The sequence below is a fragment of the Neorhizobium sp. PAMB6630 genome, assembly GCF_058242775.1.
On sequence record NZ_JBZAYV010000002.1, the window covers coordinates 797,134 to 823,025 of the forward strand.

Consider the following 25,892-nt stretch of genomic DNA (forward strand, 5'->3'; position numbering starts at 1 on the left):
TTGTCCGCATTCAATCGCCAAGCCGAATTTGCAGCTTCACATCTTCGGCCAAGCCTTTCGCCGCTCGCTCGAAGGCTGCGATACTGTCGGCAAATGCATAAGTGTCTGTGATCAGGGGCTTCAGATCCACCTTGCCGGAGGCTATGAGGTTGACTGCGCGATCAAAATTATTGGCGTAACGAAACACGGTTTCGATATGCGCTTCCTTGAAGATCGCGGCCGGAATATCAAAGGCCACCGGCTCAACCGGCAGACCAACGAGCACCAGAGTTCCGCCGGGACGCAGGAGATCGAAAATCCCTTGATAGGCTCTCGAGCTGCCGCTCGCCTCTAACACGATATCGGCACCCCATCCATCCGTCGCCTTGGCGACGGTTTCCGCCAGCGAAGCCTCGGTGATGTTGACAGGCGTAATGCCGGCATATTGGCCTGCAATGGCAAGCTTGGGGGCACTGAGATCGGAAATGATGACCCGTGAACAGCCGCCGGCCAATGCCGCAATGGCCGTCATGATGCCGATTGGGCCGCAGCCGATCACCACAGCCACGTCTCCGGGCGTAATGCCGGCGCGGGTTGCCGCCTGCATGCCGACGGCGAAAGGCTCGATCATCGCGCCTTCGGCAAAGGAGACGTTATCGGGAAGCTTGTAGGTAAAGGCTGCCGGATGCACCACTTCCGCTGTCAGCACGCCATGGATCGGCGGCGTTGCCCAAAAGCGCACATCCGGGTCAACGTTGTAGATGCCAAGCTTGGAAGCGCGCGAGGCCATGTTCGGGACACCGGGCTCCATGCAGACACGGTCGCCCACCTTCAGCGTCTTCACCTCGGCACCGATCTCGGTCACCGTGCCCGCCGCTTCATGCCCCAGCACCATGGGGTCACGCACCACGAAGGAACCGATCGCACCATGGGTATAATAATGCACGTCGCTGCCGCAGACGCCGACGGTATGAATGGCAATTCTCACATCATTGGGACCAACATCGCGCGGCAGATCGATGTCGCGGATTGCCAGTTCGCCTTTACGTTCCAGAACCAGAGCTTGCATGTTTTTCGTTCCTCAAGTCAGAGTGCCAGTCCATCCGGCGTAAAGAGATAGATGTGGCGGGGATCTATTCCAGCCGTGATCGCGCCGCCGGGCGGCAGATCCGGCCTGCCATTTGCAAGGATGATGACGGTCTCATCGCCGGTTCGGGCGTAAATCTGCGTCGAGCCGCCGAGGTTCTCGGTAAAATCTGCAGTCAAACGCAGAAGCGGGTTCGTGGCAGCCACATCCAGATGCTCGGGACGAAGGCCAACCGTGAGCGTGTCACCGGGGCGAACCTTTGAGGCCGAGCCATGGGCGAGGGAAAGGGTGCCGCCTTCGAAACCGGGATGTTCCAGCCGCAACCCCGATGCATCGGCACTTGTAACCTTTGCCGTCAGGAAATTCATCCTGGGCGAACCGATGAAGCCGGCCACAAAGGTATTGGCGGGGTGATCGTAGAGTTGCGTCGGTGAGCCGATCTGTTCGACAAGTCCGGCGCGCAGGACGACGATACGATCCGCAAGTGTCATCGCTTCCACCTGGTCATGCGTCACATACACCATGGTCGCCCCCAGTTTGCGGTGCAGCTTGGCAATTTCCACGCGCATCTGGCTACGCAGTTCCGCATCAAGATTGGAAAGCGGCTCATCGAACAGGAAGATCTTCGGATTGCGCACGATGGAACGGCCAATCGCCACACGCTGGCGCTGGCCACCGGAAAGTGCGCGCGGCTTGCGTTCCAGAAGCGCCTCGATCTGGAGAATCCGTGCGGCCTCCCCCACCCGGCGCTTGATCTCGTCTTCCGGAAGTTTGGCCATGCGAAGACCGAAAGCCATGTTCTCGAAGACGCTCATATGGGGGTAAAGCGCATAAGACTGGAAGACCATCGAAACCTCGCGCTTGGCGGGCTCCTCATAGGTCACATCCTTGCCATCGATGGAGAGCGTGCCGGAGGATACGTCTTCAAGGCCTGCAATCATACGCAGCAAGGTTGACTTGCCGCAGCCGGAAGGCCCCACGAACACGACGAATTCCCCCTTGGAGGCGGATATGTTCACACCCTTGATGACGCTCATCTCTCCAAACGTCTTCTTGATGGTGTCCAACTGCAGGAAGGTCATGCTCTTCTACTCCCGATCACCTCGCACCGCATTAAGATGCGGCACGTGTTCTGTTCTATTGGCTATTGTTTGGAGGGCTGTGCGCCCCATCCAGCAGGGCAGCGGCGCATTTTTCGTCCGTCACCAGACGCTTGACGTAACCGCCGCGCAGGATGGCGCGGATGATGTTCACCTTGTACCAGCCGCCGGAGGCCAGAATGGAATGGCGAACGGATTTCAGCTGTTCCGGTGAAACGGACAGCACGCGTTCATTGAGAGGATGGTTCACCGGCTTTCCGTCGCTGTCGAGGAAAACGCCCAGCAAATCTCCGACGGCTCCAGCCGCCAGAATATCCTTCAGGTTCTCAGACACCGTTGGTGTCTGCACCAGAAGTGAACGGGCTGTCATATCGCCGCAGGACACCAAGGCGACATCCACGGAGCGGGCGCGGCGCATGGTTTCGCGAATGCCGTGATGGGACAGCAGCGCTTCGCGGCTCTCGACAGAGGGGAAATAAAGCGGCGCTGTCAGATAATAGCATTCCGCCGAAATCGCCCGCGCATAACCTGTCGCGACCTCGAACGTGCTGGAGCCCGATCCGCGCGTAAGCCCTCCCATAAGGGAGGTCACCCAGCTGTCCGGCAGCGGGCGCGATGTGAGCCTTTTCAGGCCGGCCGTCAGCGTTTTTCCCCAGCCAACACCCAGACCCATGCCATCTTCCAGAAGCCTGTCGAGCATGCCGCCCGCCGCATCACCGACAGCCCGCTGATTTTCCAGATCATCCGGCAGGGTGGGGATGACGCAAACGTCTTCCAGCTGATAGTGCTCCCGCACCTTGTGCTCAAGCTCAATGCACCCGGCCAAGGGCAGACGAATATCGACAACCACGGAGCCATCGTTTCTCAGCTGGCCGAGCGTCTTGTTGACCCGCAGCCGCGTCAATCCCAGCTGGTCGGCTATCTCCTGTTGGGTCAGACCGCCGATGAAATACAGCCAGGCAACGCGGGCGCGGATCTGTTGCGCGTCCATATCCTCAATGACGGGATTTCCGTTGTCTGGTCCCTTGGTTGCCATGTTCATGCGTCTCCTTAGATCAGGCAAAGGCCTGCTTGAGAGACAGGACCGAAGCCTTCAGTGCGTCCAGTATGGATTTGCTATCCCGTTCGAAAGGATAGAACACTTCAAGGAATACCGGAGATTGTGCAAGCCCCGTGCTGGCAAGCAGGTTGCGGGCGTCAACCGGATCCACCCTGCCCGCCTCGGTAAAATCCCAATGGCGATCAAACAGATAGTCCGTCTGCTGAATATGCACGGCGGTGATCACATCGTTCAGCGCGGCGAACCACGGTTCCATCGTGTCGGCCTCTGGCCCGTACAGCGGCAGGAAGGTGCCGTGGCCCCAATCGACGCAGAGGTTCCACGGGATGGCACTTGCCGCCACATCGCTCATCATCTGGCGCGCCTGACCGATCGTTGAGGGCCACTCGCGGCGCATCGGCGTCGGCTCGACGTAAAGCTCACTCAGCCCCGCAGCCTTCGCCTTTTCACCCAGCCGGAGCATACATTCGACAAGACTTGCATAGTCCGCAGCCTCGAGGCTGTCCGCCTCGCTGCCATCCACGCGAGAGGCGATCGCTCCCAGCGGTCCGCCAACCCGTGTAATCCCGGCTTCTGCCGCAAAGCCATAAGCTCGCTCCAGCCATTGCTCCGCATAGGCTCGAACATCCGGATCCGGATGCAGCAACTGGTTGAAAGTGTAGTGAGCAAGGCCAATGAAGGCGCTATGAATGGTGATCCCGTGATCGTCCGCCGCCTTTCGCACATCCCGCGCATGGCGGGAGACGAGTGCTGACGGCCACATGGGATCAACCAGATCGAACGAGAACTGGATGAGATCGAGACCCAGTTGGTCGCGCACGACGGGCGCCCAAAGGTTGGGTGTCACCCAGCGTTTGACACAGAAGGACAGATTGATGCCGAGCGGGTTTGCGCTGCTCATTTGGTCGCTCCCATGGTCAGGCCGCGCACCATGTGGCGCGACACAATGAGCGCAAAGATGGTGACGGGGAGAACGATGACCGTGCCGGTGGCCATGATCTTGCCCCAGGGCAGTTCGTAGCCGGACATGAAGCTGGTCGCGACGACAGGGGCGGTCTGCACATCGCGCCGGGTCAGCACCAGCGCATAGAGCAGTTCGTTCCAGGAAAAGATGAACGAGAAGATGGCCGAGACCGCAATGCCCGGCGCGCCGAGCGGCAGATAGATCTTGCGGAAGATCGTGAACTGGTCGGCACCATCCAGACGTGCTGCCTGTTCCAGATCCGGCGGAATGGACTTGAACTGGTCGGTGCAGATCCACACCACGATCGGCAGGTTGAAGGTGAGGTAGATGAGGATGAGGACAAGATGCGTATCCAGCATCTTCAGCTGCAGCGCCAGAATATAGACCGGCAGGGCCAGCACGATCGGGCTCGTCATGCGGTTAGAGATGAACCAGAACCACAGGTCGGATTTGCCACGAAACTCATAACGGGCAAGCGCAAAGGCGGCCGGGGCGCCGAGCATTACAGCAAGTGCGGTGGTGGCGGTTGCGATGATCAGCGAATTGCCGACGGCGCCCAAAACCTTCGAATCCGCAAAGATTTCCCGGTAGTGATCAAGCGTCGGCGCAAACAGCCAGACTGGCGGCGAGGCGAGAATATCGGACTGCGTCTTGAAGCTGGCGGATACCATCCAATAGAACGGAAACAGCGTGAACAGGATAACAGCTGTCAGCCCGATGGCATGCAGGATCTTGCCCGACGAGAGACGCATCAGTTGACCTCCTTGTAGAGTACGCGGATGTAAAGGCGGCTGATCAGGATGGTGATGATGAGAAGCAGGATGGCCTGCGCCGAGGCCGTGCCGAGATCGAAAATACGGAAGCCGACACGCTGGATGTAGATCGATACGAGATCGGTGGCCGAACCCGGCCCTCCCCGCGTCATCACGAACACCATGTCGAACAGCTTCAGCACGTCGGCCGAGCGCAGGATGAGGAGCGCCGTCAGGCCGGGCATCAGATAGGGAAGCTGGACATGTTTCAGCATCGCCCACTTGGATGAGGTTTCCAACCGCGCCGCCTCCTCGATTTCGCCCGGCACCATGGAAAGACCTGCGAGAAAGATCAGCGCGCAAAATGGCGTCCACTGCCAGATATCCATGATGACGATTGCGGCAAATGCGCCGGTCTGGGAGCCCAGCCAATCGAGCGCGCCAATCCCGAGACGATCCAGGAACCAGTTGGCGACGCCAAAATCACGGTTGAAAATCAGGCGGCCGATCAAACCGACCACGGCATATGTGGTGGCGAGCGGCACGACCAGAGTGACGCGGGCAAGCGACTTCAGAAAACCCATTCCGGTCTTGTGCAGAAGAAGCGCGATCATCAGCCCAAGTGCGACCTCGATCGGCAGCACGGTGACATAGAATTTCGCTGTCAGGAACAGCGAGGCCCAGAACGTGCTATCGGTCAGCACGGACGTGTAGTTTTCCAGACCGATAAAGGGAAATCCATCGCGGGGGCGCGCAATATTGTAGCGCCGGAACGATGTGACCACCGCAAAGATGGTGGGATAAATGCCGATGATAAACAGGGTCAGCACGGCCGGCGCCAGGAACCAGAACGGCGTCCAGCGACCATAACCGCGATTGGGTCTGATGTGGGGTTTAGAAACAGGTCCAGGCATCAGGTCTTCCTCTTGATGCGGCGGCAATGCCGGCTTGGCATCATTCCAGATTGGTATGGTTGGCGCGCATGGCAGCGGGCCTCACGCCGAGCTTGTCGCGCACGGCAAGCACCAGCAGTTCAAAAGCGACATAGAGCGCGCCCTCGTACAGCGATCCCATGGGAAGCACGGAGGTTGTTTCACCCTGGTCGTTTGCCATGGTTTGCGCTGGAACATGCAGCACCACATCCGCTTTGGCCGCGGCCATACCGGAAGGCTGTGCCGTCACCACAAGAACACGGGCCTCTGCAGCCTTTGCCACCCCGATCAGCGCCGACACGGTGGAGAAGTCGCCGGGCCCTGCCGAGACAATCAGCAGATCACCCTTTTCAACCGGGGGCGTGGTCATATCGCCCACAACGGCAGATTTCAGGCAAAGGTGGAACAGGCGCATGGCCAGACCCTTGATCTGAAGTCCTTCGCGACCGACGCCGTAAAGCGCGATGCGCTTCGCGTTGCAGATTTCGCTGACCGCTGCCTCGAATTGATCGCCATCGATACCGGAGAGGCAGTGGCCAAGTTCTGCCAGCGCCCGTTCATGAAGATGAAGCATGGTGTGGTTCCGCAGGATAAAGAGAGGCGGTCGGTGGTGGCGACGATGCACCACCACCGACCTTTAGAAACACCCTGGGAGGTGTTGGAGGTTGTCAGAGGCTTACTGCAACAGCTTCTTCTTGCCGTCGTAATAACCTTCCTTCTGCAGGATATCTTCCATGCGGGTGCCGATCTCCTTGGAGCCGGCCTCGACGGAGACCTGCCCCAGCATCATCTTGGAGCCCCATTCGGCAACGACTTCCGAAATCGCCGGCCATGCGGGGAAGCGCGGACGGAATTCCGGCACGCCCTTCTGCCAGGAGGCAACCATGGGCTCCACGAACTTGTACTTCGCCTTGATCGCCGGATCGTTGTAGACCGACATGCGGCCCGAGACGCCGCCGGCTTCCACATAGGATTTGGCAATGTCTTCCGATGTTGCCCACTGGATAAAGAGCCAGGTGGCCTTCTTCTGTTCCTCGGTTGCTTGTGCGGCGACGGCCAGCGAGAAACCGCCGAGTGCCGGCAGACGACCGGCGGGACCGGCCGGTTCTGGACCCACAGCCAGGCAATCGCCGAGCTTGGAGGTTGCCGGATCAACCAGCGTTCCGTAGAACGCCGACCATTCGGTGATCATCGCAACCTGCCCTTGCGCAAGCGCATTCACGGCTTCCGCATGGTCGAAGCTGACGATACCCGGCGGCATGTACTTCATCAGATCCTGACGGAAGTTGAGGCCGGTCTGGCTTTCCTTGCTCATCAGGTTGGACTTGAACTGCTTGTCGAGCAGCGAGCCGCCGAACGGCCACAGGAAGCGCATAAAACTATCGGCAGACTGGGTTTCGCCGCGCAGCGACTGCAGGGCATAAGCGTACTGGTTCTTGGAAGCGTCCGTCAGCTTGGGCGCGTAGACCTTCATCAACTCGTCCCAGGTGGCCGGCGGCTTGTCGAAACCGGCTTCCTTCAGCTTGCAGGAATTGTAGAACAGCAGGCCGGAATAGTTATCGAAGGGAAGGCCGTAGGTCTTGCCGCCCCAGGAACCGAAGGCGTCCAGCAGAAGCGGGAAAAAGCCATCGAGCTTCAGGTTGGGGTCGGTGATCGACTTGTCCTTGGTGAATTTCTCGATCGGATCGATCCATCCGTTTTCAGCGAACTCGCCGATCCAGACCAGATCCACCAGCGCCATCGTCAGGTCGCCCTGCGAGGTGAAGTTGAGCACTTCCTTCTCACGGGTGTTCTCGTAGGGCACGATCTCGTAGTTGACCTTGATGCCGGTCTTCTTTTCGAACTCCGGCAAAAGCTTGATGATGGCGCGGTAACCGGGGCGATCCAGGAAGATGCCGCTGATTTGCGTGCCCTTAAGGGGCTTGGCCGCATCTTCAAGCCAGTCGGCATGGGCAGACAGCGGCATGCTCGCAGTCGCGGCCGTCAATGCCAGCACGCTTGCGCAGATTTTCAACAAACGTTTCATTCCACTCCTCCTTACGGTGAAGGCAGCCTCCCCGGCAGCCTCGTTCGAATTTCAGACAAGGGCATCCGAGACGGTTCAAGGCGGGATATCGCCTCCATCCAGGACACCCAGAACTGCTTTCCATCCCCTCAAACCCAGGAAAGCGCAAAGCTTCGCCAGCCGCATGAAATATGCGTTTCGATAGCAATGTCAGTAATTTAGGTTCGCCGTTCCTCTCAGCGGGACGCAGTATCGATACATCTGTATTTTTAGATTTGCAATAGCATTATCCGTCGATTTAAGGTGCGTTCACCATTAGTGAGGGAGGTCACTTTGAACGATCAGCACCGCGACTCTATTGACATGGTTGCACGCTCTGCGCTTGCTGAACGGATGGCGCGAGAGGCGGGCGCGAAAGCCCGTTCGTTCCTGGCGCATCCGGACAAGTTGGGCTGGACGGAGAAGGCTTCTTCGCAGGATATCGTCAGTGCCGCTGATGAGGCGACGGAGGCCTTTCTGCGCGAGATGATCCAGCAGCACTTCCCGGCAGATGGCATCGTGGGGGAAGAAGAAGGATCGACGACAGGCAGTTCAGGCTTCGATTGGGTCATCGATCCCATTGATGGCACCATGGCATTTCTGGTGGGACAGCCGAACTGGACGGTTTCGGTCGCAGTGCTGCACAACGGCGAACCGGTGATCGGTGTCGTTGCCGCCCCCATGTTCGACGAGATCTATGTTGGCCGGTCTGGAGGAGGTGCAACACTCAACGGCCGGCCTCTTGCCATCAATCCCGGTTGGACGATCCGCTCGACGACCGTCGGTTTTGGCGGCACCGAAAGAGCCAACCCGCGCCATGTCGGGGGCTTCGTCACGCGGCTTTATCAGGAAGGTGGCGTGATCTTTCGCGTTGGCTCCGGCGCGCTGATGCTCGCCTATGTGGCGGCCAACCGGCTTGCCGGCTACTACGATCCCACCTTGTTCTGCTGGGACTGCATGGCCGGCATGGTGCTGATCCGCGAAGCAGGCGGCCTGGCGGAATTTGCCGGCAGCCTGTCAGAGCCAGGAGAGATATGGGCAGGAAACAGCAATGTCTTCCAGGATCTCAAGCGCATCAGTGCGCTGCGTGATGAGGGCCTGTGATGGAGCGCCCGCAAGACCGGCTTATCTCAATACGCGAGGTTCGCTCTTCAACCGAAGAACCAACCTCGCATGGAGATATCTGAGGACGGAACGTCAGCCGCCGAGGACAAACCTCGAAAACGCCAGCGAATTGCGCGCATCGTCATCCAGCTTGGCTTCATCGGCACCATCCGTCAGGTCGCGCCAGACGCGAATGTCCGAGCCGATGGTTCCGCCGGTCTTGACGAAGGGTTCCATGACCACGGCACCGGTGTAGTTGATCTCGCGCAACGCAGCACCAATCTCATGCCAGGGCATCCGGCCTTTGCCTGGAACGCGGCGATTGCTTTCGCCGGTATGGAAGTGGCCGAGAAGCGGACCTGCGGTGCGGATGGCATCGCCAAAACTGTCTTCCTCGATATTCATATGGAAGGTATCGAGCATCACCTTGACGTTCGGCTTGCCGACCTCCTTCACGAAGGCGACACCTTCGGCAGCTGTGTTGAGAACGTGGTTCTCGAAGCGGTTCAGCACCTCGATGCACAGGTTGATGCCGAGATTGTTGGCGAAGTCTGCAACACCGTGAATGCCTTCAACGCCGCGCGCCCGATCGCCCTCCTTGTCGACCGGCTGCGAATAATCGACCGGCCAGTAGGAATGCAACGCGCCGCCGATGGTCTTGATGTCGAGCTTGGCGACATTGGTCAGCGTCTTTTCGAAAAAGGTCTTGCCCGCCGCACGCACAGATGCATCCGCCGACGCCAGGTTCTTGGCCTTCGACGGGCCAATGCCGGCGGTCAGGATAATGTTGTTGTCGATGGCGCTCTGTTTGATGGCAGCAAGTTCGGCGTCGCTATACTCGTTGATATGGTGCGCAGCCACCTCGATCACGTCGAAGCCGAGCTTGGCGACCTTCTCGATATAGGGACCGAATTTCGCGCTCCATTCATGCTCCCAATACGAGTAATAAATTCCGTGTTTCATGGATGTCTCCCTTTGATAGTGACGCATTAGAGGCTGCCGGATATTTTCGGCTGGCTCACGTGTTGTTCTTCACGCGCAGATCGGGCTCGGCGCTGTTCGACATGATGAAGAGGCCGTTCGGCAGGTCGTTTTCCTCGACCTTCCGGGTGATCTCCTCGGGCGACAAGCCGAAACCCTGCCACCGGTCCTGAAGGCGACGGCGCAATTCGTCCACGTGAACGTCGACGAAAATCGTGAGGTCGAAGATGGATTTAAGCCGATCCCAGTGCGCCTGTTGGGCCAGCAGATAATTGCCTTCGCAGACGATGATCTCAGTCGATTGCGCAATCAGCCGGCCGCCGGCGCGGGCAATCTCGATCGACCGGTCGAACACGGGAACGGCGATGACATCGTCTTCATTCGCCTTCAGGCGTTGCAGCATGTGCCGCAGACCGTGCGCATCAAAGGTATCGATGGCGCCCTTGAAGGCCCGCCTTCCCATCTCGTTCAGCACGGCATCATCATAATGATAACCATCCATCGGAAAAAGCGCGGCTTGAAGCTCATAGTGTGACTCCAGCAGATCGACGACCTGTTCCGCCAGCGTCGACTTGCCGGAACCCGGCGCGCCGGCAATGGCGATGAGAACGCGCCGGCGACCTCGCGCATTGAAGCGTTCGACAGACGCCGAGGCGATGATCTTTGCCGTCGCCTCGACCCCCGATGATCTCGTATCAGCCATTTGATGCCGTCTCCCTGTCTGCCCGAACCGGCTCACGCCAGCCCATACTGAACCGCTTTGTTGCGCAGGAAGGACAGGCCGTTTTCGAAGACCTCTTCGGCATCGCGGGCAACGGGGCGCCATGTGGAGATGGCGCCGGCCATCTCAGCTGGCATCGCCGCGAAGCTCTCCAGCGTCAGCGCGCCCTTGAAACCGATGGCGGCGAGTGCTGCGAAGATCGCATCCCACGGCACGTTTCCATAGCCCGGCGTACCGCGGTCGCTCTCGGACATATGCATGTATTTCAGATGGTCGCGGGCATCGATGATGCCGTTCGCCACGCCCTTTTCCTCCATATTCATATGGAAGGTGTCGAGATGAACGAAGACATTGTCGAGACCGATGCGTTCGACCAGTGCAACGGCCTGGGCGGCGGAATTGACGAGATGGTTCTCATAACGATTGACGGCTTCAATCCCGAACTGAAGCCCGAGGCTTTTGGCGTGTTTTGCTGCAGCTGAAAGTGCGCGCGTCAGATTGTCGTATTCCGCTTCGGTGGGGGGAAAGCCGGTTCGCTCGTTGGTGCCGCCATAGGTGACGCCGGTCAGCGCCTCGGCGCCCATTTCGGCGGCCGTGTTCAGTGCAGATTTGAGGTGCTCGATCGCTGCATCGGGGCGCACCGAGGCCCATGCATGCTCCGGAAGAACAAGGGAACAGGCGGCGCGAAGCGCATGTTTTTCCAGCAGAGAGCGGCTATGCTTAGCATCGACAGACGGAATATCGATGAGCGGTATCTCGATAAAATCCTGTTTGTAGCGGGCCGCACCCGCGATTGCCCGTTCTGCTCCTACGTGATCCCACACGGTGGTCCACATCATTGCGTGAATGCCAAGTCCCTGCACGTCAGGCCTTCTTTCTCATGAAAATACGATAGTTGGATGCAAGGGTGCGTGCCGTCATGACCACGATCATCAACACACCCCAGAGTGCGGTCGCCAGATGCTGGTTCGCGCCCATGAGGTTGAGGCCCGACGACAGGAGTTGCAGGACGACCAAGGCAACAAAGACCGGCAGCACCCGACCAAACCCGCCGAACGGATTAACGCCCCCGAGGAATGCCGCGAGCACAGTGATCAGAAGATAGGATTCGCCATGACCAACGCGCACCGAATTGAACCGGGCGAGCATGATGATGCCGGCGACCGCACACATGACCCCTGAGAGCGTGTAGACGAGGACAACGATCTTGCGCGTGTTGAGGCCCGAATAATCGGCCGCCTCCATGTTGGAACCGATCATCAGCAAACCGAAGCCGAGCTTGCTGCGCGTCAACAACACATGCCAGGCGGCCACGCAGAGGACGAAGATCAGGAGCGGGATGGGAAGGCCGAAAAGCGACCCATGGCCAAGCGGCGCCACATAGGCCGGAAAGCCCGAGACATCACCGCCGCGCGTCAGAAACTCCCCGAGCCCGCGCAGAAAGATCATCATCGAAAGCGTGACCAGGATGGGGTGCGCGCGGGTATAGGCGATGGCAACGCCCGTCAGGGCGCCGGCTGCGGCACCGGTCGCAAGGGCGGCAAGGCAGGCCAGCAAAAAGGCGCTGACCGGAGCATCCGCCCCGCCATGCGCCTGCAGCACCCAGGCGGCCGCAAGGCCGGCAAGATTGGCGGTAAAGGTGATCGACAGGTTGATGCCGCCGGTCAGGAGCGGCAGCAGCATGGCCAGCGTCAGCAGGCCGAGTTCCGGAAGCTGAAAGGCAACCGAGCCGAACGTGGCAAGCGACAGGAAATTATCCGCTGCAAGTCCAAAAATCAGCATGACGGATACGAAGGCGATAACGGGACCGCCCATGTCCGCACCGAAGGTCGCGTTGAACTTCTGCACAAAGGTCTTCATGAGCGCTGGCTGCCTTTTCGGGAGGAACTCTTCAGGGCCTCAGGCAAAAGCTTGTCGAGCCTTGCGGACGAAAGCGTGATGGCGGTGAGGATGATCGCACCGACAATCATCTTGAAGGCAAAGGGGGAAACGCCCATCAGATTGAGCCCGTTCTGGGTGATGGAAACCAGGAGGACGCCCAGCACGCAGCCAAGCACCGATCCCTTGCCGCCACCGAGGCGCGCACCGCCCAGCACCGTCGCGGCCAGCACATCAAGCTCTCGGCCATAAAGCGCGTTCGGCACCACCTCCTGCGCGTAATGCGCCTGCATGAGCCCGGCGATACCCGCCATGAGGCCAAGCCAGCCGAAGGAGATGTAATGCATGGCACCGATATTGATGCCGAAACGGCGCGCACCTTCCGGGTTGTCGCCAAAGGCGTAAAGCTTGCGACCGGTTGTCGTGCGCGAGATCATGAAGGACGTGGCGATGCAGCAGAGGATCATCACCACGACCGGCAGGGTAAGTTCCACCCAGGACCCGTCCGCCATCTCGTGTTCGTAAAAGACGACACGATTGGAAAGCCAATCCGGCAGATTGTAGATCGACACGCCCTTGGTGAAGAACATCAACAGGCCGAAGAAGATGTTGAAGGTCGATATGGTCGCGACGATCGAAATGATCTGCAGCCGGTAGACCAGAAAGGCATTGATCGCCCCAAGGCCGGTGCCAACGACGCCGGCAATCAGAAAACCCTCGGCCCAATTGCCGCCGCCCAGAGCCCCAAGCGCCAGCACCGTCACATACTGCACGACAGAAGCGGCGACCGCGAAGGAAATGTCGATACCACCCGAGATCAACACGACGAGAAGCCCGACCGCGAAGATGATGTTGACGGCGGAGATGTTCAGCACGTCGAAGGCGTTTGCGACGGTGAGGAAACGGTCAGTCCCGAAAGACAGGCCGATGCAGAGAAGAACCGTGACCGCAATAAGAGTAGTTTCGGTCGTATGATCCAAGACGAGCCTACGCATAGACGGCGGACTCCAATTCTGTAAGTGACGTTTGCCGCGGGTCGTAGACTGCCTGAAAACGCCCCTCCACCATGTGGATGACGCGGTCGGCGTTAAAATAGACTTCCGGCGGTTCGTCGGAGATGAGGATGATCGACAATCCTTCAGCAGCAAGCTTTCGGACAATGTCGAAGATGCCGGCCCTCGCCCCGACATCGACCCCCACAGTGGGAGCATCGAGGATCAGGATCCTGGGTCCGATCGCCAGCCATTTGGCAATCGCCACGCGCTGCTGGTTGCCGCCGGACAGTGTGCGGATCGGATCATCGGGCGTACCGATCTTGACGCCGAGTTCCGAGATCCAGTGCGCAACGACATTCGCTTTTCTGGAGGAGGAAATAAGACCGCCCGACAATATCCTATCGAGAGAGGCCATGACGAGATTGTCGGCGATGGATTGCGGCTGGTTCAGCCCGAGTGACAACCGGTCCTCGGAGAGATAGGCGACACCTGCGCGGATCGCGTCCCGGTTTGAACCGAAACGGACCTTCTCTCCCGCAAGGAGGATCTCGCCGGAATGCGGTTGCCGCATGCCAAACAGGGTCAGCGCCAATTCGGTGCGCCCGGCCCCCAGAAGGCCGGTAATACCCAGCGTCTCACCGCGTCGCAGATCAAAGGAGACGTTGCTGAATTCGCCATGGCGGGTGAGGTTTTTGACCGACAGAACCACCGGCGCATCATCATGATCGGCGGCGATCACGGCGCTGTCGAAATTGCGGCCCGTCATCAATTCGGTCACACGGGACTGGGTCATCCCCTCAACAGGATAAACGCCAACGAGCGCACCATCGCGCAGCACCGTGATGCGGTCGGAGATTTCCAGCACTTCCGCCAAACGATGGGAAACGAAAACCACGGCGACGCCCGACGCTTGGAGATTGCGCACAATCTCGATCAGATAATCGGTTTCCGATTGCGTCAGCGATGCGGTCGGCTCGTCCATGAAGACAAGGCGCGCTTCGCCGACAAGGGCGCGCGCGATTGCCACGATCTGGCGCTGGGCTATAGCCAGCTCCTTGAGCGGCATATGAATATCGAGTGCGATGCCAAGGCGCGCCAGTGCCTTTTTGGCTGCAGCATCGATGGCGCTCTTGTCGATCAAGCCGTATTTGCCCTTGACCGCCAGCTGGAAACCAATGTTTTCAGCGACCGACATTTCACCGAAAAGCGCCAGATCCTGCCAGATCACCTGAATACCGAGAGACTGGGCAAGTGTCGGCGTCATCGCGGCAATCGGCTTGCCATCGAATAGGAATTCTGCGCCATCTTCGGGCGTATAAACCCCGGTAATGACCTTGATAAGCGTGCTTTTGCCGCAACCATTTTCCCCCGCCAGGCAATGGACTTCCCCTGGATTGACCTCGAAGGATACGCCTTTCAGGGCACGGACGCCGCCGAACGTAACCTTGATGTTTTTGAGGGAAAGAAGCGGGTGTGAGGCCGTCATGAACGTGTACTCCGTCTGGCCACGCTTGCCGTGACCATTCGACTGACTTGCATTTTTTGAAAGAAGGGGGCCACGCGGACGTTGCCGCCCGCGCAGCCCTCAGGCTCCGGGAGGATCAGAGCCCCATGGAAACCAGCTTATCGATGCTTTCCTTGTCGATCTTCAAAAGCTGATCGACGACGATGGTGTTACCCTCTGGCGTGATGGTGCCGAGACCTTCGATGGTTTCACCGGCTTTCGGTGTCTGCCCCTTGGCAATTCGGTCGGCAAGGGTCACGAAGACTTCGCCGGCCTGCTTGGGGTTCCACATGAAGCCACCCGTCAATGCGCCGCTCTTGATCAGCTTGGCGCCCTGTCCAGGTGAGAACGGCCCGACAACGAAGATCTTGCCATCCTTGCGGCGTTCTTCCACGGCGCGGCCAGCGCCGATCGGACCCTGAGACCCGAACGCCATGAAACCGGCAAGATCGGGATTGGCCGACATCAGGTCGAGTGCGGTGGAGCGGCTCTTGTCGAGATCTTCGGCAACGCCGTAGCGGTCACCGACGAGCTTCATGTTCGGATAATTGGCCTTGATATAGGCGATCGCCGCATCGGCCCAGGCATTGTGCAAAGGCACCGTCAGCGAGCCGACGAAAACGGCATAGGAGCCCTTGCCGCCCATCTTTTCTGCAAGAAGCTTGCCGTGCGCTTCACCAAATCCCTTGGCGGAGGCAAGTTCGAAGTCCCAGTCCGCACCCGCCTGCTTTGGCGATTCGTGCGTGATGACCTTGATGCCAGCCGCCTGGGCCTTCTTCAGAACCGGCTCAAGCACCTTGGCGTCGTTCGGAACCACGCCGATAAAGTCGACCTTCTGAGCGATCAGGTCTTCGATGGCGCGAACCTGGAGCGCCGGGTCGGCACTGGTGGGGCCCACCATAAAACCATTGACGCCGAGCTTTGCGCTCCGTTCCTTGATGCCTGCCTCCATGGCGTTGAACCATGGAATACCGCCAATTTTTACCACAACGCCGATTTTGGTTTCGGCAGCAAATGAGACGGTGGATGTAAGGAGCGCCAGCGAAATGCCAAGCGCAACTGAAATAAGTCTGTTCATGGGGTCCTCCTCCTCTGAATATCCCTCTGACGCAGAAAGGCGCGCCTGCAAGGGCTCGCGCCCTGCTGTCGTATTTCCGATACCCGTTACAGGCTCCTCCCGCGTCGCTCCTCAAGCGAACCATCTGCACAATCGATATTTCTAAGTTGCACAATCGATGGTGCAAGCACATTATCACCAAGCGGCCTTTCGTCAAGAGGGGCTGCCATCTACAACGTGAAAGACGTGAAGGGGTGATTCCAGGATGACGGAAAAGGAACAGAGGAAAGCAACGATTTACGATCTCTCGGTCAAATCGGGCGCATCGGCATCGACGGTGAGCGCTGTCCTGAACGGCACCTGGCGCAAACGGCGGATCTCGGAGGAGACCGCGAACAAAATAATTTTGCTGGCGCAGGAGCATAAATATACGGCCAACCAGCAAGCCAGGGCGCTTCGGAGTTCACGGTCGGGATTGGCGGGATTGCTGCTGCCCATCTACGATACGCGCTTTTTCTCCTCCATGGCCCAGACATTTGAAGCGCAGGCGCGCAAACGCGGCTTCCTGCCAGTGGTGGTCGCGGGACGCCGTGATCCGGAAGAAGAGCGCCGGACGGTGGAGTCGCTCGTCGCCTATTCCATTGATCTGCTGTTCATCGCGGGCGCGACCGACCCCGATGGCGTCCACAAGGTGTGTGCTCGGGCGCGGCTGCCGCATGTCAATATCGACCTGCCGGGAACACTGGCGTCTTCGGTCATTTCCGACAACAGGCAAGGTGCCAGGGCGCTTACCCTTGCGATTATTCGGCATGCCCAGCAAGGCGGTCCGCTGACGCCAGACGATGTTTATATGTTCGGCGGTCGCGACGATCACGCCAGTCGCGAACGCACCATCGGCTTTCACGCTGCCAAGGCGGAGATCTTCGGAACCTGCAGGGGCGACGACATGGAAAGCACTGGCTATTCGCCCAGCATGACGGCCCTTGCCTTCGAACGCTTCTATGAGCGCCACGGCAGGCTGCCCCGGTGCTTCTTCATCAATTCATCGATCAACTTCGAAGGTCTGCTTCGCTTCATGGGAAAACACGACGGGGAAGCCTTTGGCGACATCGTCGTCGGTTGCTTCGATTATGATCCCTTCGGCTCGTTCCTTCCCTTCCCCGTCTACATGATCAGACCAGACATTGAGGGAATGCTGAAAAAAGGTTTTGAACTGTTAGACCTGGAAGAAGATGCGCCCCGCATTGTCCTGATAGAACCTCAGCTTGTGCTGCCGCGCACGGCTCTGGAGGGACCACTGGATGAACTGAAGGATACCGTTACATCCGTTTAGCGCCGGAGAGCGCCCCGCAGCGCCGGCGGTCATCTGCGACTGAGCTAGGACGCAGGCTGGCGTTCGCGCCTGGATTGACCATCGCTCGGCAAGGACAGAGTGGCAATAACAGCACCAAACCTGTTTAAGCCCGCAGTTTCTCCCGTTGTGCCGGCCCAGCCGGCAGCGCACGACTGGCAAGAATTGAGCCGACCACCAATGGGAGGCACACGAGATAGGCGTTGCGGATGCCAAAGGCTTCGGCCACGAAGCCGAGCAGCGGCGGACCAAGGAAAAAGATGACGAAAGCCATTTGAGCGATTGCGGCAACGTTGATTATGGCCGGACGGTCCGTCCGCTGGGCGGCTGCCGAGACGGCCATCGGATAAACGGCGCTGCAGCCTGCCCCCATCAGCGCAAAGCCGAAGAGCGCGAGATAAGGATGTGGCGCAAGCCAGGCCAAGGCAATGCCTGCTGCGGCAATCAAAAGAAGCACCCGCCCGACGAGCCGTGCCCCATATCGATCGACGACCGGATCGACGGTGAGGCGGGCAAGGGCCATGAAGAAGGCAAACAGCGTCAGGCCCGAACCGGAAATGAAAGGCGAAACGTCAAATACCTCTTCCATGTAGATGGTTGACCAATCGATTCCCGCTCCTTCGATCAGGAAGGCCGAGGTCCCGATGATGCAAAGTGGCAGCAATGCCAAAGTCGGCAGCGCAAAGTGTGGCTGCTTCTCAGTCGGGCCGGCATCGTCGAGAGGGGCCGCGTTCTTCATGCCTGCCAGGTTCAGCGCGCCAAGCACGAACATCACGCCGAGCAGCAGATGCATATGCACTTGCATGCTGATGCCCGCCTGCCTTACCAACGATGCGGTAACCGCCGTCACGAAGAAACCAAGGCTCCAGCAGCCATGCGCTCGGTTCATGATGCCGAAGCCTGCTTGCGCCTCGATCCTTCCAATCTCCACATTGAGGCAGATCTCCAGAGCGCCCGCGAGGAGTCCGGTGGCAAATAGCGTTACGAAAACGAGCGGCGCCGACGGCAGAAGCGGGATAACGCTCAGCAGCGCCATGATCCCGAGCAGGGTCACGGCAAGCGTGGCCCGTGAACCAAGCCGGGCAATCAAGGGCGAAGAGACCGTCAGTGAAATCAGCGAGCCTATCGCCATGCCAATCAGCGTCGTGCCAAGTTCGGCCTTATTGATCGCAAGATGCGCCTGCAGGTCAGGCAGGCGGGAAAACAGCGAACCTGTCGACATGGCAAACAGGAAAAAGGCGACATAGACGCGGTACTGAGGCTGAAAACGCATTCGGGCGACTCTGTTATCACGGTCACCCGTTCAACCTGAGGCGGTGGAGACTGTCAAATTCTAAAACCCGTTACGCCCTGTCGTTTCAGACGTTTTCGCATCAGACGTTTGGCGGCTTTGGTATTGCGGCGGCTCTGAACCAGCACGTCGGAAACGAAGCTATCCTGATCGACAGCCCGCCACAGCCAGTGGGTCTCGCCGCCAATGCCGATGACGACCTCATCGAGGTGCCATGGGATAAATGGCGAGTTCCGCACCGGGGCCCTCCAAGAGGTGTTCAATTTTTCCGATAGGCCAGTTGGATCGAACGCGGGTATACAAGCACCGGCGTCACTCGCATGATCGGGCACTTGAAAATGCTCAAAGGAACCGTGAGTGACCTCTGACGTCCTGCCCATCGCCGGCCATGCAGCAGCCCAAAATGCCCCCGTGACACAGCGGCAGGACCAGTCCTGTCGCAGCATGCTTGCAGCGCTTGCCGCCAAGGGAGAGCTTCTGGTCGTGGATGACGAGGTCAATCCGCTGTTCGATCTCTCGGCCCTTCTCTCGCTCACCCATGATACGTTTGCGGTGCGGGCAAACCGCATCCGGGGTTTTGACATGCCGGTCTTCGGCAATCTCCTGTCGAGCCTCGATCGCATCGCGCTTGCGCTTGGCGTGCCCAGGGCGAAAATCCAGACATCGCTGCTCGAGTCGATCAAGGCACCCATTGCACCTGTTCTGGTCGACAATGCGCCTGTGCAGGAAAAGATCTTTGAAGGTGGCGTTCTGGCGCATCTGCCCGTCCCGACCTTCTTTTCGCAGGAGACCGGTCCTTATATCAGTGCGGGCCTGATGGTGGCCGTTGATCCGGAAACCGGGCTCGGCAATGCCTCCTATGCGCGGCTTAAGATCCTTGGACCGAGCGAGGCGCTGATCGGCATCGCGCCGAACCATCATCTGGCGATCATGGCCCGCAAGGCCGCCGACAAGGGCGAGACGCTGCCGTTTGCCGTCGTGCTCGGCGCCCATCCGATCATCCAGCTTGCCGCCTGCCTCTATCTCGGCCTCGGCGACGACGAGATGCATTGTGCGGGCTCGCTGTTCGGCGAGCCGGTGCGCATGACACGCTGCCGCACCAGCGACATTCTCGTTCCCGCAGAAGCCGAGATCGTCATCGAAGGGCATATCCATGCCGACAAGCCGATTGTCGAGGGGCTGGTGTCGGAATACCACGGCATGTACGAAAATTACGGCAGCGGCGTGCTGGCGACCTTCGACTGCATGACCACCCGTTCCGATGCGATGTTCCAGGTCATCGAGCCCGGTTACCATGCCGAACATATCTATCTCGCCGCCGTGCCCATTGCCGCCAGCCTCAAGGCGCAACTGTCGCGCGTCATTTTGAACGTCGGCGAAGTGGCGGTCACGGAATCGGGGTGCGGCCGCACCAACGTCGTCATCCAGATCGACAAGCCCCGCCCTGGACAGGCCCGCCGCGCCATGGCCGTCTGCTGGGGCGCCGTCAGCATCGTCAAGACCGTCACCATCGTCGATACGGATGTCGATCCGTGGGATCTCGCCGCCGTCGAACTGGCAAAATCCACCCGCATGCGCGCCGAGCGCGACATTCTCATCGTGAAGGACATGACTGCCGACCGATCGGAACCGCAGGAAGACGGTTTTCTCGTCACCAAGCTTGGCTACGACGCGACCTGCAAGCCGGGCGACCGCAAGGAAGGTTATGGCAAGGCGCAACCGCCGGCCGAGGCCTATGCGCGGATGCGCAGCCTTCTCGACCGGATGACGCCGGGGACATCGTCATGCGTCGGCTGATCGTTGCCATCACCGGGGCGTCGGGCACCTGCTACGGCGTACGGGCACTGGAAATGCTGCGCGAACTCGGCGGCTTCGAGACCCATCTGGTCATCTCGCCGGCCGGCCTTCGAACGGCTGTCGAGGAAGGGGTCGGCTATGAGGTGGACGAGATCCGCGCCCTGGCCGACGTCTGTCACAGCCACAAGGATATCGGCGCCTCGATCGCCTCCGGCTCGTTCCGGTGCGACGGCATGCTGGTTGCGCCATGTTCGGTGAAGACGCTGAGCGGCATCGCCCACTGTTACAGCAACGACCTGATTACACGGGCCGCCGATGTCTGCCTGAAGGAGCGCCGCCGGCTGGTGCTGATGGTGCGCGAGACGCCGCTTCATGCCGGTCATATCGCGTTGATGGATCAGGCAACCCGCAGCGGTGCCATCATCATGCCGCCGGTTCCGGGATTTTATACCCAGCCGAAAACCATTGACGATCTGGTCAGCCAGACCGTCGGACGCGCCCTCGACCTGTTCGACATCGACCACCCGCGCGTGCGCCGGTGGAAAAAGGAGGACGCGTCCTAACAACCACATGCATGCCTGCCGGCAGCGGAACAAAAACCGCTGACGGACCAAAAAGGGGAACGCCGATCGCTGCAAACAGTGACGGCAAACTGGAGAAAAATCCATGACTGATGCATTCGACGTCAATACTACTGCAACCTCCGCCATGCGGGCAGGACGAACCGCCCGCGCTGCGGCGGTCGCCCTCGCCATGCTTTGCGCATCGACTGCCGCAGCGGCCTATGCCGCAACCCAGGCCGAACCCGTCAAGGGTGGCGAGATCACCATCGTCAACGGTTCTGACATCAAGAGCTGGGATCCGGCCGTGACCAGCGGCACCTTTCCGGGCGGCCCGATGGACATGCTCGATGCCATCTACGGCTTCATCGTCTACACCGACGTCAACGGCAAGGTGCAGGGCGGCATGGCCGAGAGCCTGACGAGCCCAGACGCCAAGGTCTGGACGCTGAAACTGCGTCCGGGCGTGAAATTCACCGACGGCACGGCCTATGACGCCGAAGCTGTAAAATTCAACTGGGACCGCGCCGCAGATCCGGCAACACTTGCGCCCGCACAGGCCTTCGTCGCCTCCTGGAACAAGAGCATCAAGATTGTCGATCCGACGACCATCGAGATCACGCTTGCCAATCCCGACCGCAATTTCGGATCGACGCTGGCGCAGCTTGCTCCCTTTATCGCGTCGCCGGCAGCCCTGAAGGCTGCGGAAAAGAAGACCGACATCAAGCCGGTCGGCGCCGGCGCCTTCCTGCTCGACAGCTGGAACCAGGGCGTCTCGATGACGATGAAGCGCAATCCCGGTTACTGGGACCAGCCGCGTCCCTATCTCGATACGCTGAAGTTCGTCGTCATCCCCGAAACCAACAGCCGCATCTCCACCGTCGTCCAGGGCGGCGCGACGATGATGGCGGGTTACCCCTACCAGTTCGGCTCCAATGCCGAGGCGGCTGGTGTCACCACCCATGAAATCCCGCTCCCCGGCCTTTACCGCGCCTATTTCAACCAGACGAAGGGCACGTTCACGGATCGCCGCGCCCGCGAAGCGTTCTACGAAGCGCTGCAGCGTCCGCGCCTTATGAAGGCCTATACGCAGGTCGAAGGTTATGTTGCGCCGACGAACTATTTCACCAAGGATTCGCCGTTCTACGACGCGACCTACAAGCTGCCGGACTACAATCCTCAGCATGCCCAGGAGCTGTTCAACGCGCTTGCCAAGGATGGCAAGCCGTTCGACATCAAGATCGTCACCTATTCCAACTCCGACCTGAAGCGCCTCGGCTCCTATCTCCAGCAGGCGCTCGGCGCGTATGAGAATGTCTCGGTGAAGCTGGAACTGGTCGATCAGGCAATGTTGACGCCGACCTGCAAGGCGCAGGGCAATTTCGACCTCTGCGTGGATGGCGGCGTGCTCGTCTCCAACGGTGCCGAGCCGATCATCAGCAACCTCCTGAGTTCCAAGGGCAACGATAACTGGGGCAAATACAACAGCCCCGCCATGGACAAGGCTTTGGCCAGCGCCAACGCGACGATGGACCCGGCAGCGGTGAAGGCAGCCTATGGCGAGGTTCAGAAGATCGTGGCGGAGGATCTGCCCCTCTACATCTTCGGCTCTGAAACCCGCCACCTGCTGATCCGCAACAATACCGGCGGCATCGTGCCGTCAAACGGCGGCATCCTGCAAAAGCAGTTCCTGTTCGTCTGCAAGGAAGCCTGCACGACGAAATAACCAAGCGCCACGGCCGGCCCCTGCCCGCGAACGCGCGGGGCCGAGCCACGATCAGCGGCGCCTTTTCAGCCGCGAGACGTCCGGTCACTTCCGGGCGACTGCCCTGACAACCCCTCTTGAAGGTAAAATCCGATGTTTGACAAACGGCCCAGAACCACATTTCGCGAACTCATGTCGGCTGGACAGGTGTTCACACCGTGCGTCTGGGACTGTTATTCGGCCAAGGCTGCCGAGATGGCCGGCTTCAAGGCCATCCTTCTCAGCGGCGCGTCGCTCGGCTTCAGCATGTCGGGTGTTCCCGACATGGGCCTGCACAACCAGGAAGAACTGGTCTGGGCGACAGACCGCATTTCGGATTATTCGCCGCTGCCGCTGATCATCGACGCCGACGATTGTTTTGGTGACGTGGCACAGGCCTACAGAACCTGCCGCCGTCTCGCCAAGGCCGGTGCGGCCGCCATCCTGCTTGAGGATACACCCAACGAGCGCGGTTATGCCCGCTTCGGCCGCGCCATGGAGGCCGCGACCCTTGCCGGTAAGCTCGACGGCAATATCGACCACCCCGTCATCTCCAAGGAGCTCTGGCTGGCCAAGATCAAGGCGGCCCTCGATGCCTGCGAAGGCACCGATTGCGTGGTGATCGCGCGCACTGAATCGAAGCTGGAACTGGGCCTGGACGACGCCATTGAGCGCTGTATCCGCGCGGCGGAACTGGGCTGCGAGATGACCTATGTCCACGGCCTTCGCACGCTTGAGGAATGCCAGAAGGTGGCCAAGGTTCTGCCCGGCTGGAAGATGTTCGGCGATGTCGCCACCCAGAACGGCAAGGCTTTCGTCGAGCTGGAGGATATTGCCGCTCTCGGCTTCAACCTCGTCACCATGCATTATCTCGAAAAGGGTTCGATGTGGGGCATGATGGATTACGGCCACCGCGTCTTCAAGGACCAGAGCACCCGTTATGCCGACGAGCACACGATGGGCGGCCTCACCAAGGCCGAGCAGCGCGAGTTGCTGGAACGCGACATCGGCTGGATGGCGGCAGAAGACGAGTGGAAGAAGATCTGAGCCCCGCCGGCCGGCACCGCAAGGTCCCGGCCGCACCGACCATCCGACAAGAGAAACCGAACAGGGAGAATGGCGCTTGATGACCGGGTTGAAGCCTTATGTGAAGGCGGTCTCGACGCGGATCCTTGCCGGGATCCCCGTTTTCCTTCTCGTCACCTTCGGCGCCACGGCCCTGTCGAGCCTGGCGCCCGGTTCCGCCGCGCAGCTGATCCTCGGCGACAATGCAACAGTCGAGCAGGTGGCGGCGCTGAACAGCGCTTACGGCTATGATCTGCCGCTGTGGGAGCGTTATCTGAAATGGCTTGGCAACCTCCTCCAGGGTGATCTCGGCCAGACGCTGTTCAGCCAGCAGCCGGTGCTTGACGTGGTGTTTGATCGTGCAGCCGTCACCTTCGAGATTGCCTTTCTCGCCATGGCCCTGTCGCTCATTGGCATTCCCGCCGCCATGTACACGGCAAGCCATCCCGGCGGGATCGCCGACAGGTTTTTGCGCTCGCTGTCCTCCCTCCTGCTGGCCGTGCCGACCTTCGTCATCGTTGTCCTGTTGTCCTATGTCTTTGCCATCGTTCTGCGCTGGCTGCCGGCCACCGGCTGGGCCAATTTCACCGACGATCCCATCGCCAATCTCTGGTACGTGGCCCTGCCGGTCATCTGTCTCAGTCTCCACCAGACGGCCTACCTTTACCGCGTCGCGCGCAATGAGATGATCACCGTGCTGCAGGAGGACTTTGTTCAGGTGGCCCGGGCACGTGGCCTGTCACTGTCCTACATCATGCTGCGGCATGTGCTGCGGCCGTCCATGCCGCAGATCCTCACTGTCATGGGCCTGTCGCTCACCTATATGCTGGCCGGCTCCTTCGTTGTCGAAAGTTATTTTGCTGTGCCCGGCATCGGTTGGACAGTGCTGACCGCGGTCAAGAGCCATGACATTCCCCTCGTCCAGGCCATCCTGTCGCTCACCGTCGTCATCTTCGTCATCGTCTTCATGCTTGTTGACATCGGTTACGCCATTATCGATCCGAGGGTCATCGTATCATGAGTTCCCCAGGCACCCCTCTTGTGCAGGGCACGCGGCTTGGCGATATCGCCCGCGCCGCCATGCCGGCCACCAGCATGCTGAAACTTCCCGGCGGCACGCTGTTTGAAATGCTGGCCGCAGCCTTCCTCATCCTTCTGGTGCTGATCGCCCTGTTCGTGGATTTCATCCCCGGCCTTGTCAGCCCGAAATTTCCCTATGGCGATTTCTCACAAATGCCGGACCTGACGCTGAACGGACTGCTCGGCACCGACGATATCGGACGCAGCATCCTCTCGCGCGTCCTCTACGGCGCCCGCGCATCGCTGACGATCGTATTTGTCGCAACCTGCCTGTCGGTGTCGATCGGGCTGCTTCTCGGCATGCTGGCCGGCTATTATCGCGGCATGCTGGAGCGCATGGTCGATCTCTACGCCAACACCATGTCGGCGCTGCCTTCGGTGCTGGTCGTTCTGGCCTTTGTGACGGCCACCGGCACCTCCGTCGGCGCCATCATCCTCATTCTCGGCATTCTCGATATCGGCACCTATGCGCGTGTCGCAAAGGCCGGCGTCATCTCGCAGAACAACCGGGATTACGTGCTGGCAGCCCGCGCCATGGGGGCAACGGATGTGCGCATCCTCATGAAGGAAATCCTGCCAAACCTGATACCGGCGCTGACCGCCGTCATGCCGACGCTGATGGCGGGCCTCATCATCACCGAGGGGTCGCTGAGTTTCCTTGGTTACGGCATTCCGGCACCGGCTCCCTCCTGGGGCGGCATGATCGCCAGCTCCACCGACCTGCTCAGTCGTTTTCCGGTGCTGATCGTCGGCCCCACCATGGCGATCGTGCTCACCGTCTATGCGCTGAACACGGTTGGCGACTATCTCGCCCACCGCCTCAACAGCCGCGAACGGGGGAACTGA

24 protein-coding genes and 1 pseudogene are annotated in these 25,892 nt (G+C 59.9%); 8 read left to right on the top strand and 17 right to left on the bottom strand.

Annotation, left to right across the window (positions count from 1 at the left end; translation table 11 throughout):
- Positions 1 to 10: 10 nt before the first annotated feature.
- The 8 genes from AC4CWF_RS22425 to AC4CWF_RS22460 form a co-directional block, all read right to left on the bottom strand.
- Positions 11 to 1,048: an NAD(P)-dependent alcohol dehydrogenase gene (locus AC4CWF_RS22425; protein ID WP_491285662.1), complete on the bottom strand. Its 1,038-nt coding sequence runs from the start codon at positions 1,046 to 1,048 to the stop codon at positions 11 to 13.
- Between the two features lie 17 nt (positions 1,049 to 1,065).
- Entirely contained in the window at positions 1,066 to 2,148 is a 1,083-nt protein-coding gene (locus AC4CWF_RS22430) for an ABC transporter ATP-binding protein (RefSeq protein ID WP_491285664.1), read from the bottom strand.
- Between the two features lie 55 nt (positions 2,149 to 2,203).
- Positions 2,204 to 3,202, bottom strand: coding sequence for a sugar-binding transcriptional regulator (locus AC4CWF_RS22435; protein ID WP_491285666.1), 999 nt, complete (start codon positions 3,200 to 3,202; stop codon positions 2,204 to 2,206).
- Positions 3,203 to 3,221: 19 nt separating this feature from the next.
- On the bottom strand, positions 3,222 to 4,127 hold the full coding sequence (locus tag AC4CWF_RS22440) for a sugar phosphate isomerase/epimerase family protein (protein ID WP_491285668.1): 906 nt from the start codon (positions 4,125 to 4,127) through the stop codon (positions 3,222 to 3,224).
- Positions 4,124 to 4,942 (bottom strand): carbohydrate ABC transporter permease, encoded by an 819-nt coding sequence (locus tag AC4CWF_RS22445; protein WP_491285670.1) that lies wholly within the window; start codon positions 4,940 to 4,942, stop codon positions 4,124 to 4,126. Before AC4CWF_RS22445 ends, AC4CWF_RS22440 begins: the two co-directional genes overlap by 4 nt.
- On the bottom strand, positions 4,942 to 5,856 hold the full coding sequence (locus tag AC4CWF_RS22450) for a carbohydrate ABC transporter permease (protein ID WP_491285672.1): 915 nt from the start codon (positions 5,854 to 5,856) through the stop codon (positions 4,942 to 4,944). Before AC4CWF_RS22450 ends, AC4CWF_RS22445 begins: the two co-directional genes overlap by 1 nt.
- Before the next feature lie 40 nt (positions 5,857 to 5,896).
- Positions 5,897 to 6,448 carry an SIS domain-containing protein gene (locus tag AC4CWF_RS22455; RefSeq protein ID WP_491285674.1) on the bottom strand — a complete coding sequence of 184 codons (552 nt, stop codon included), beginning with the start codon at positions 6,446 to 6,448 and terminating at the stop codon, positions 5,897 to 5,899.
- 102 nt (positions 6,449 to 6,550) lie between these two features.
- Positions 6,551 to 7,900, bottom strand: coding sequence for an ABC transporter substrate-binding protein (locus tag AC4CWF_RS22460; RefSeq protein ID WP_491285676.1), 1,350 nt, complete (start codon positions 7,898 to 7,900; stop codon positions 6,551 to 6,553).
- Between the two features lie 342 nt (positions 7,901 to 8,242).
- Between AC4CWF_RS22460 and AC4CWF_RS22465 the strand changes: the two genes are divergently transcribed.
- Complete coding sequence (locus AC4CWF_RS22465; RefSeq protein ID WP_491285678.1) at positions 8,243 to 9,022, top strand: inositol monophosphatase family protein; 780 nt, start codon at positions 8,243 to 8,245, stop codon at positions 9,020 to 9,022.
- A gap of 93 nt (positions 9,023 to 9,115) precedes the next feature.
- Here the strand turns inward: AC4CWF_RS22465 and AC4CWF_RS22470 are convergent, their stop codons facing one another.
- From AC4CWF_RS22470 to AC4CWF_RS22500, 7 genes are all read right to left on the bottom strand, one after another.
- Positions 9,116 to 9,985, bottom strand: a complete 870-nt coding sequence (locus tag AC4CWF_RS22470; protein WP_491285680.1) for a D-psicose 3-epimerase — start codon at positions 9,983 to 9,985, stop codon at positions 9,116 to 9,118.
- A 55-nt stretch (positions 9,986 to 10,040) separates the two neighbouring features.
- A complete protein-coding gene (locus tag AC4CWF_RS22475) occupies positions 10,041 to 10,706 on the bottom strand; it encodes a nucleoside triphosphate hydrolase (protein ID WP_491285683.1) in 666 nt (221 codons plus the stop codon).
- A 32-nt stretch (positions 10,707 to 10,738) separates the two neighbouring features.
- A complete protein-coding gene (locus AC4CWF_RS22480; protein WP_491285686.1) occupies positions 10,739 to 11,587 on the bottom strand; it encodes a sugar phosphate isomerase/epimerase family protein in 849 nt (282 codons plus the stop codon).
- 1 nt (position 11,588) lies between these two features.
- On the bottom strand, positions 11,589 to 12,584 hold the full coding sequence (locus AC4CWF_RS22485; protein ID WP_491285688.1) for an ABC transporter permease: 996 nt from the start codon (positions 12,582 to 12,584) through the stop codon (positions 11,589 to 11,591).
- Positions 12,581 to 13,597, bottom strand: coding sequence for an ABC transporter permease (locus AC4CWF_RS22490; RefSeq protein ID WP_491285690.1), 1,017 nt, complete (start codon positions 13,595 to 13,597; stop codon positions 12,581 to 12,583). Before AC4CWF_RS22490 ends, AC4CWF_RS22485 begins: the two co-directional genes overlap by 4 nt.
- Positions 13,590 to 15,083 (bottom strand): sugar ABC transporter ATP-binding protein, encoded by a 1,494-nt coding sequence (locus AC4CWF_RS22495; RefSeq protein ID WP_491285693.1) that lies wholly within the window; start codon positions 15,081 to 15,083, stop codon positions 13,590 to 13,592. Before AC4CWF_RS22495 ends, AC4CWF_RS22490 begins: the two co-directional genes overlap by 8 nt.
- Before the next feature lie 115 nt (positions 15,084 to 15,198).
- On the bottom strand, positions 15,199 to 16,179 hold the full coding sequence (locus tag AC4CWF_RS22500) for an autoinducer 2 ABC transporter substrate-binding protein (protein ID WP_491285695.1): 981 nt from the start codon (positions 16,177 to 16,179) through the stop codon (positions 15,199 to 15,201).
- Between the two features lie 244 nt (positions 16,180 to 16,423).
- On the opposite strand from AC4CWF_RS22500, the gene AC4CWF_RS22505 reads away from it, so the two are divergent.
- Positions 16,424 to 17,491, top strand: coding sequence for a LacI family DNA-binding transcriptional regulator (locus AC4CWF_RS22505; protein ID WP_491285697.1), 1,068 nt, complete (start codon positions 16,424 to 16,426; stop codon positions 17,489 to 17,491).
- Between the two features lie 124 nt (positions 17,492 to 17,615).
- On the opposite strand, the gene AC4CWF_RS22510 is transcribed toward AC4CWF_RS22505, so the two are convergent.
- Positions 17,616 to 18,782, bottom strand: a complete 1,167-nt coding sequence (locus tag AC4CWF_RS22510; RefSeq protein ID WP_491285699.1) for an MFS transporter — start codon at positions 18,780 to 18,782, stop codon at positions 17,616 to 17,618.
- A gap of 74 nt (positions 18,783 to 18,856) precedes the next feature.
- Positions 18,857 to 19,015, bottom strand: a pseudogene (locus AC4CWF_RS22515) (DDE-type integrase/transposase/recombinase); the annotation flags it as partial.
- 229 nt (positions 19,016 to 19,244) lie between these two features.
- On the opposite strand from AC4CWF_RS22515, the gene AC4CWF_RS22520 reads away from it, so the two are divergent.
- The 6 genes from AC4CWF_RS22520 (at position 19,245) to AC4CWF_RS22545 (ending at position 25,892) form a co-directional block, all read left to right on the top strand.
- Positions 19,245 to 20,597, top strand: a complete 1,353-nt coding sequence (locus AC4CWF_RS22520) for a UbiD family decarboxylase (RefSeq protein ID WP_491287757.1) — start codon at positions 19,245 to 19,247, stop codon at positions 20,595 to 20,597.
- The gene (locus tag AC4CWF_RS22525) at positions 20,585 to 21,160 is read left to right on the top strand and encodes a UbiX family flavin prenyltransferase (protein ID WP_491285701.1); all 576 of its coding nucleotides are present in this window, start codon (positions 20,585 to 20,587) and stop codon (positions 21,158 to 21,160) included. The genes AC4CWF_RS22520 and AC4CWF_RS22525 overlap by 13 nt, the downstream gene beginning before the upstream one ends.
- A gap of 145 nt (positions 21,161 to 21,305) precedes the next feature.
- Complete coding sequence (locus AC4CWF_RS22530) at positions 21,306 to 22,883, top strand: ABC transporter substrate-binding protein (RefSeq protein WP_491287758.1); 1,578 nt, start codon at positions 21,306 to 21,308, stop codon at positions 22,881 to 22,883.
- 132 nt (positions 22,884 to 23,015) lie between these two features.
- A complete protein-coding gene (locus tag AC4CWF_RS22535) occupies positions 23,016 to 23,948 on the top strand; it encodes an isocitrate lyase/PEP mutase family protein (protein WP_491285703.1) in 933 nt (310 codons plus the stop codon).
- 79 nt (positions 23,949 to 24,027) lie between these two features.
- Positions 24,028 to 24,987 carry an ABC transporter permease gene (locus AC4CWF_RS22540; RefSeq protein WP_491285705.1) on the top strand — a complete coding sequence of 320 codons (960 nt, stop codon included), beginning with the start codon at positions 24,028 to 24,030 and terminating at the stop codon, positions 24,985 to 24,987.
- Positions 24,984 to 25,892: an ABC transporter permease gene (locus AC4CWF_RS22545; RefSeq protein ID WP_491285707.1), complete on the top strand. Its 909-nt coding sequence runs from the start codon at positions 24,984 to 24,986 to the stop codon at positions 25,890 to 25,892. Before AC4CWF_RS22540 ends, AC4CWF_RS22545 begins: the two co-directional genes overlap by 4 nt.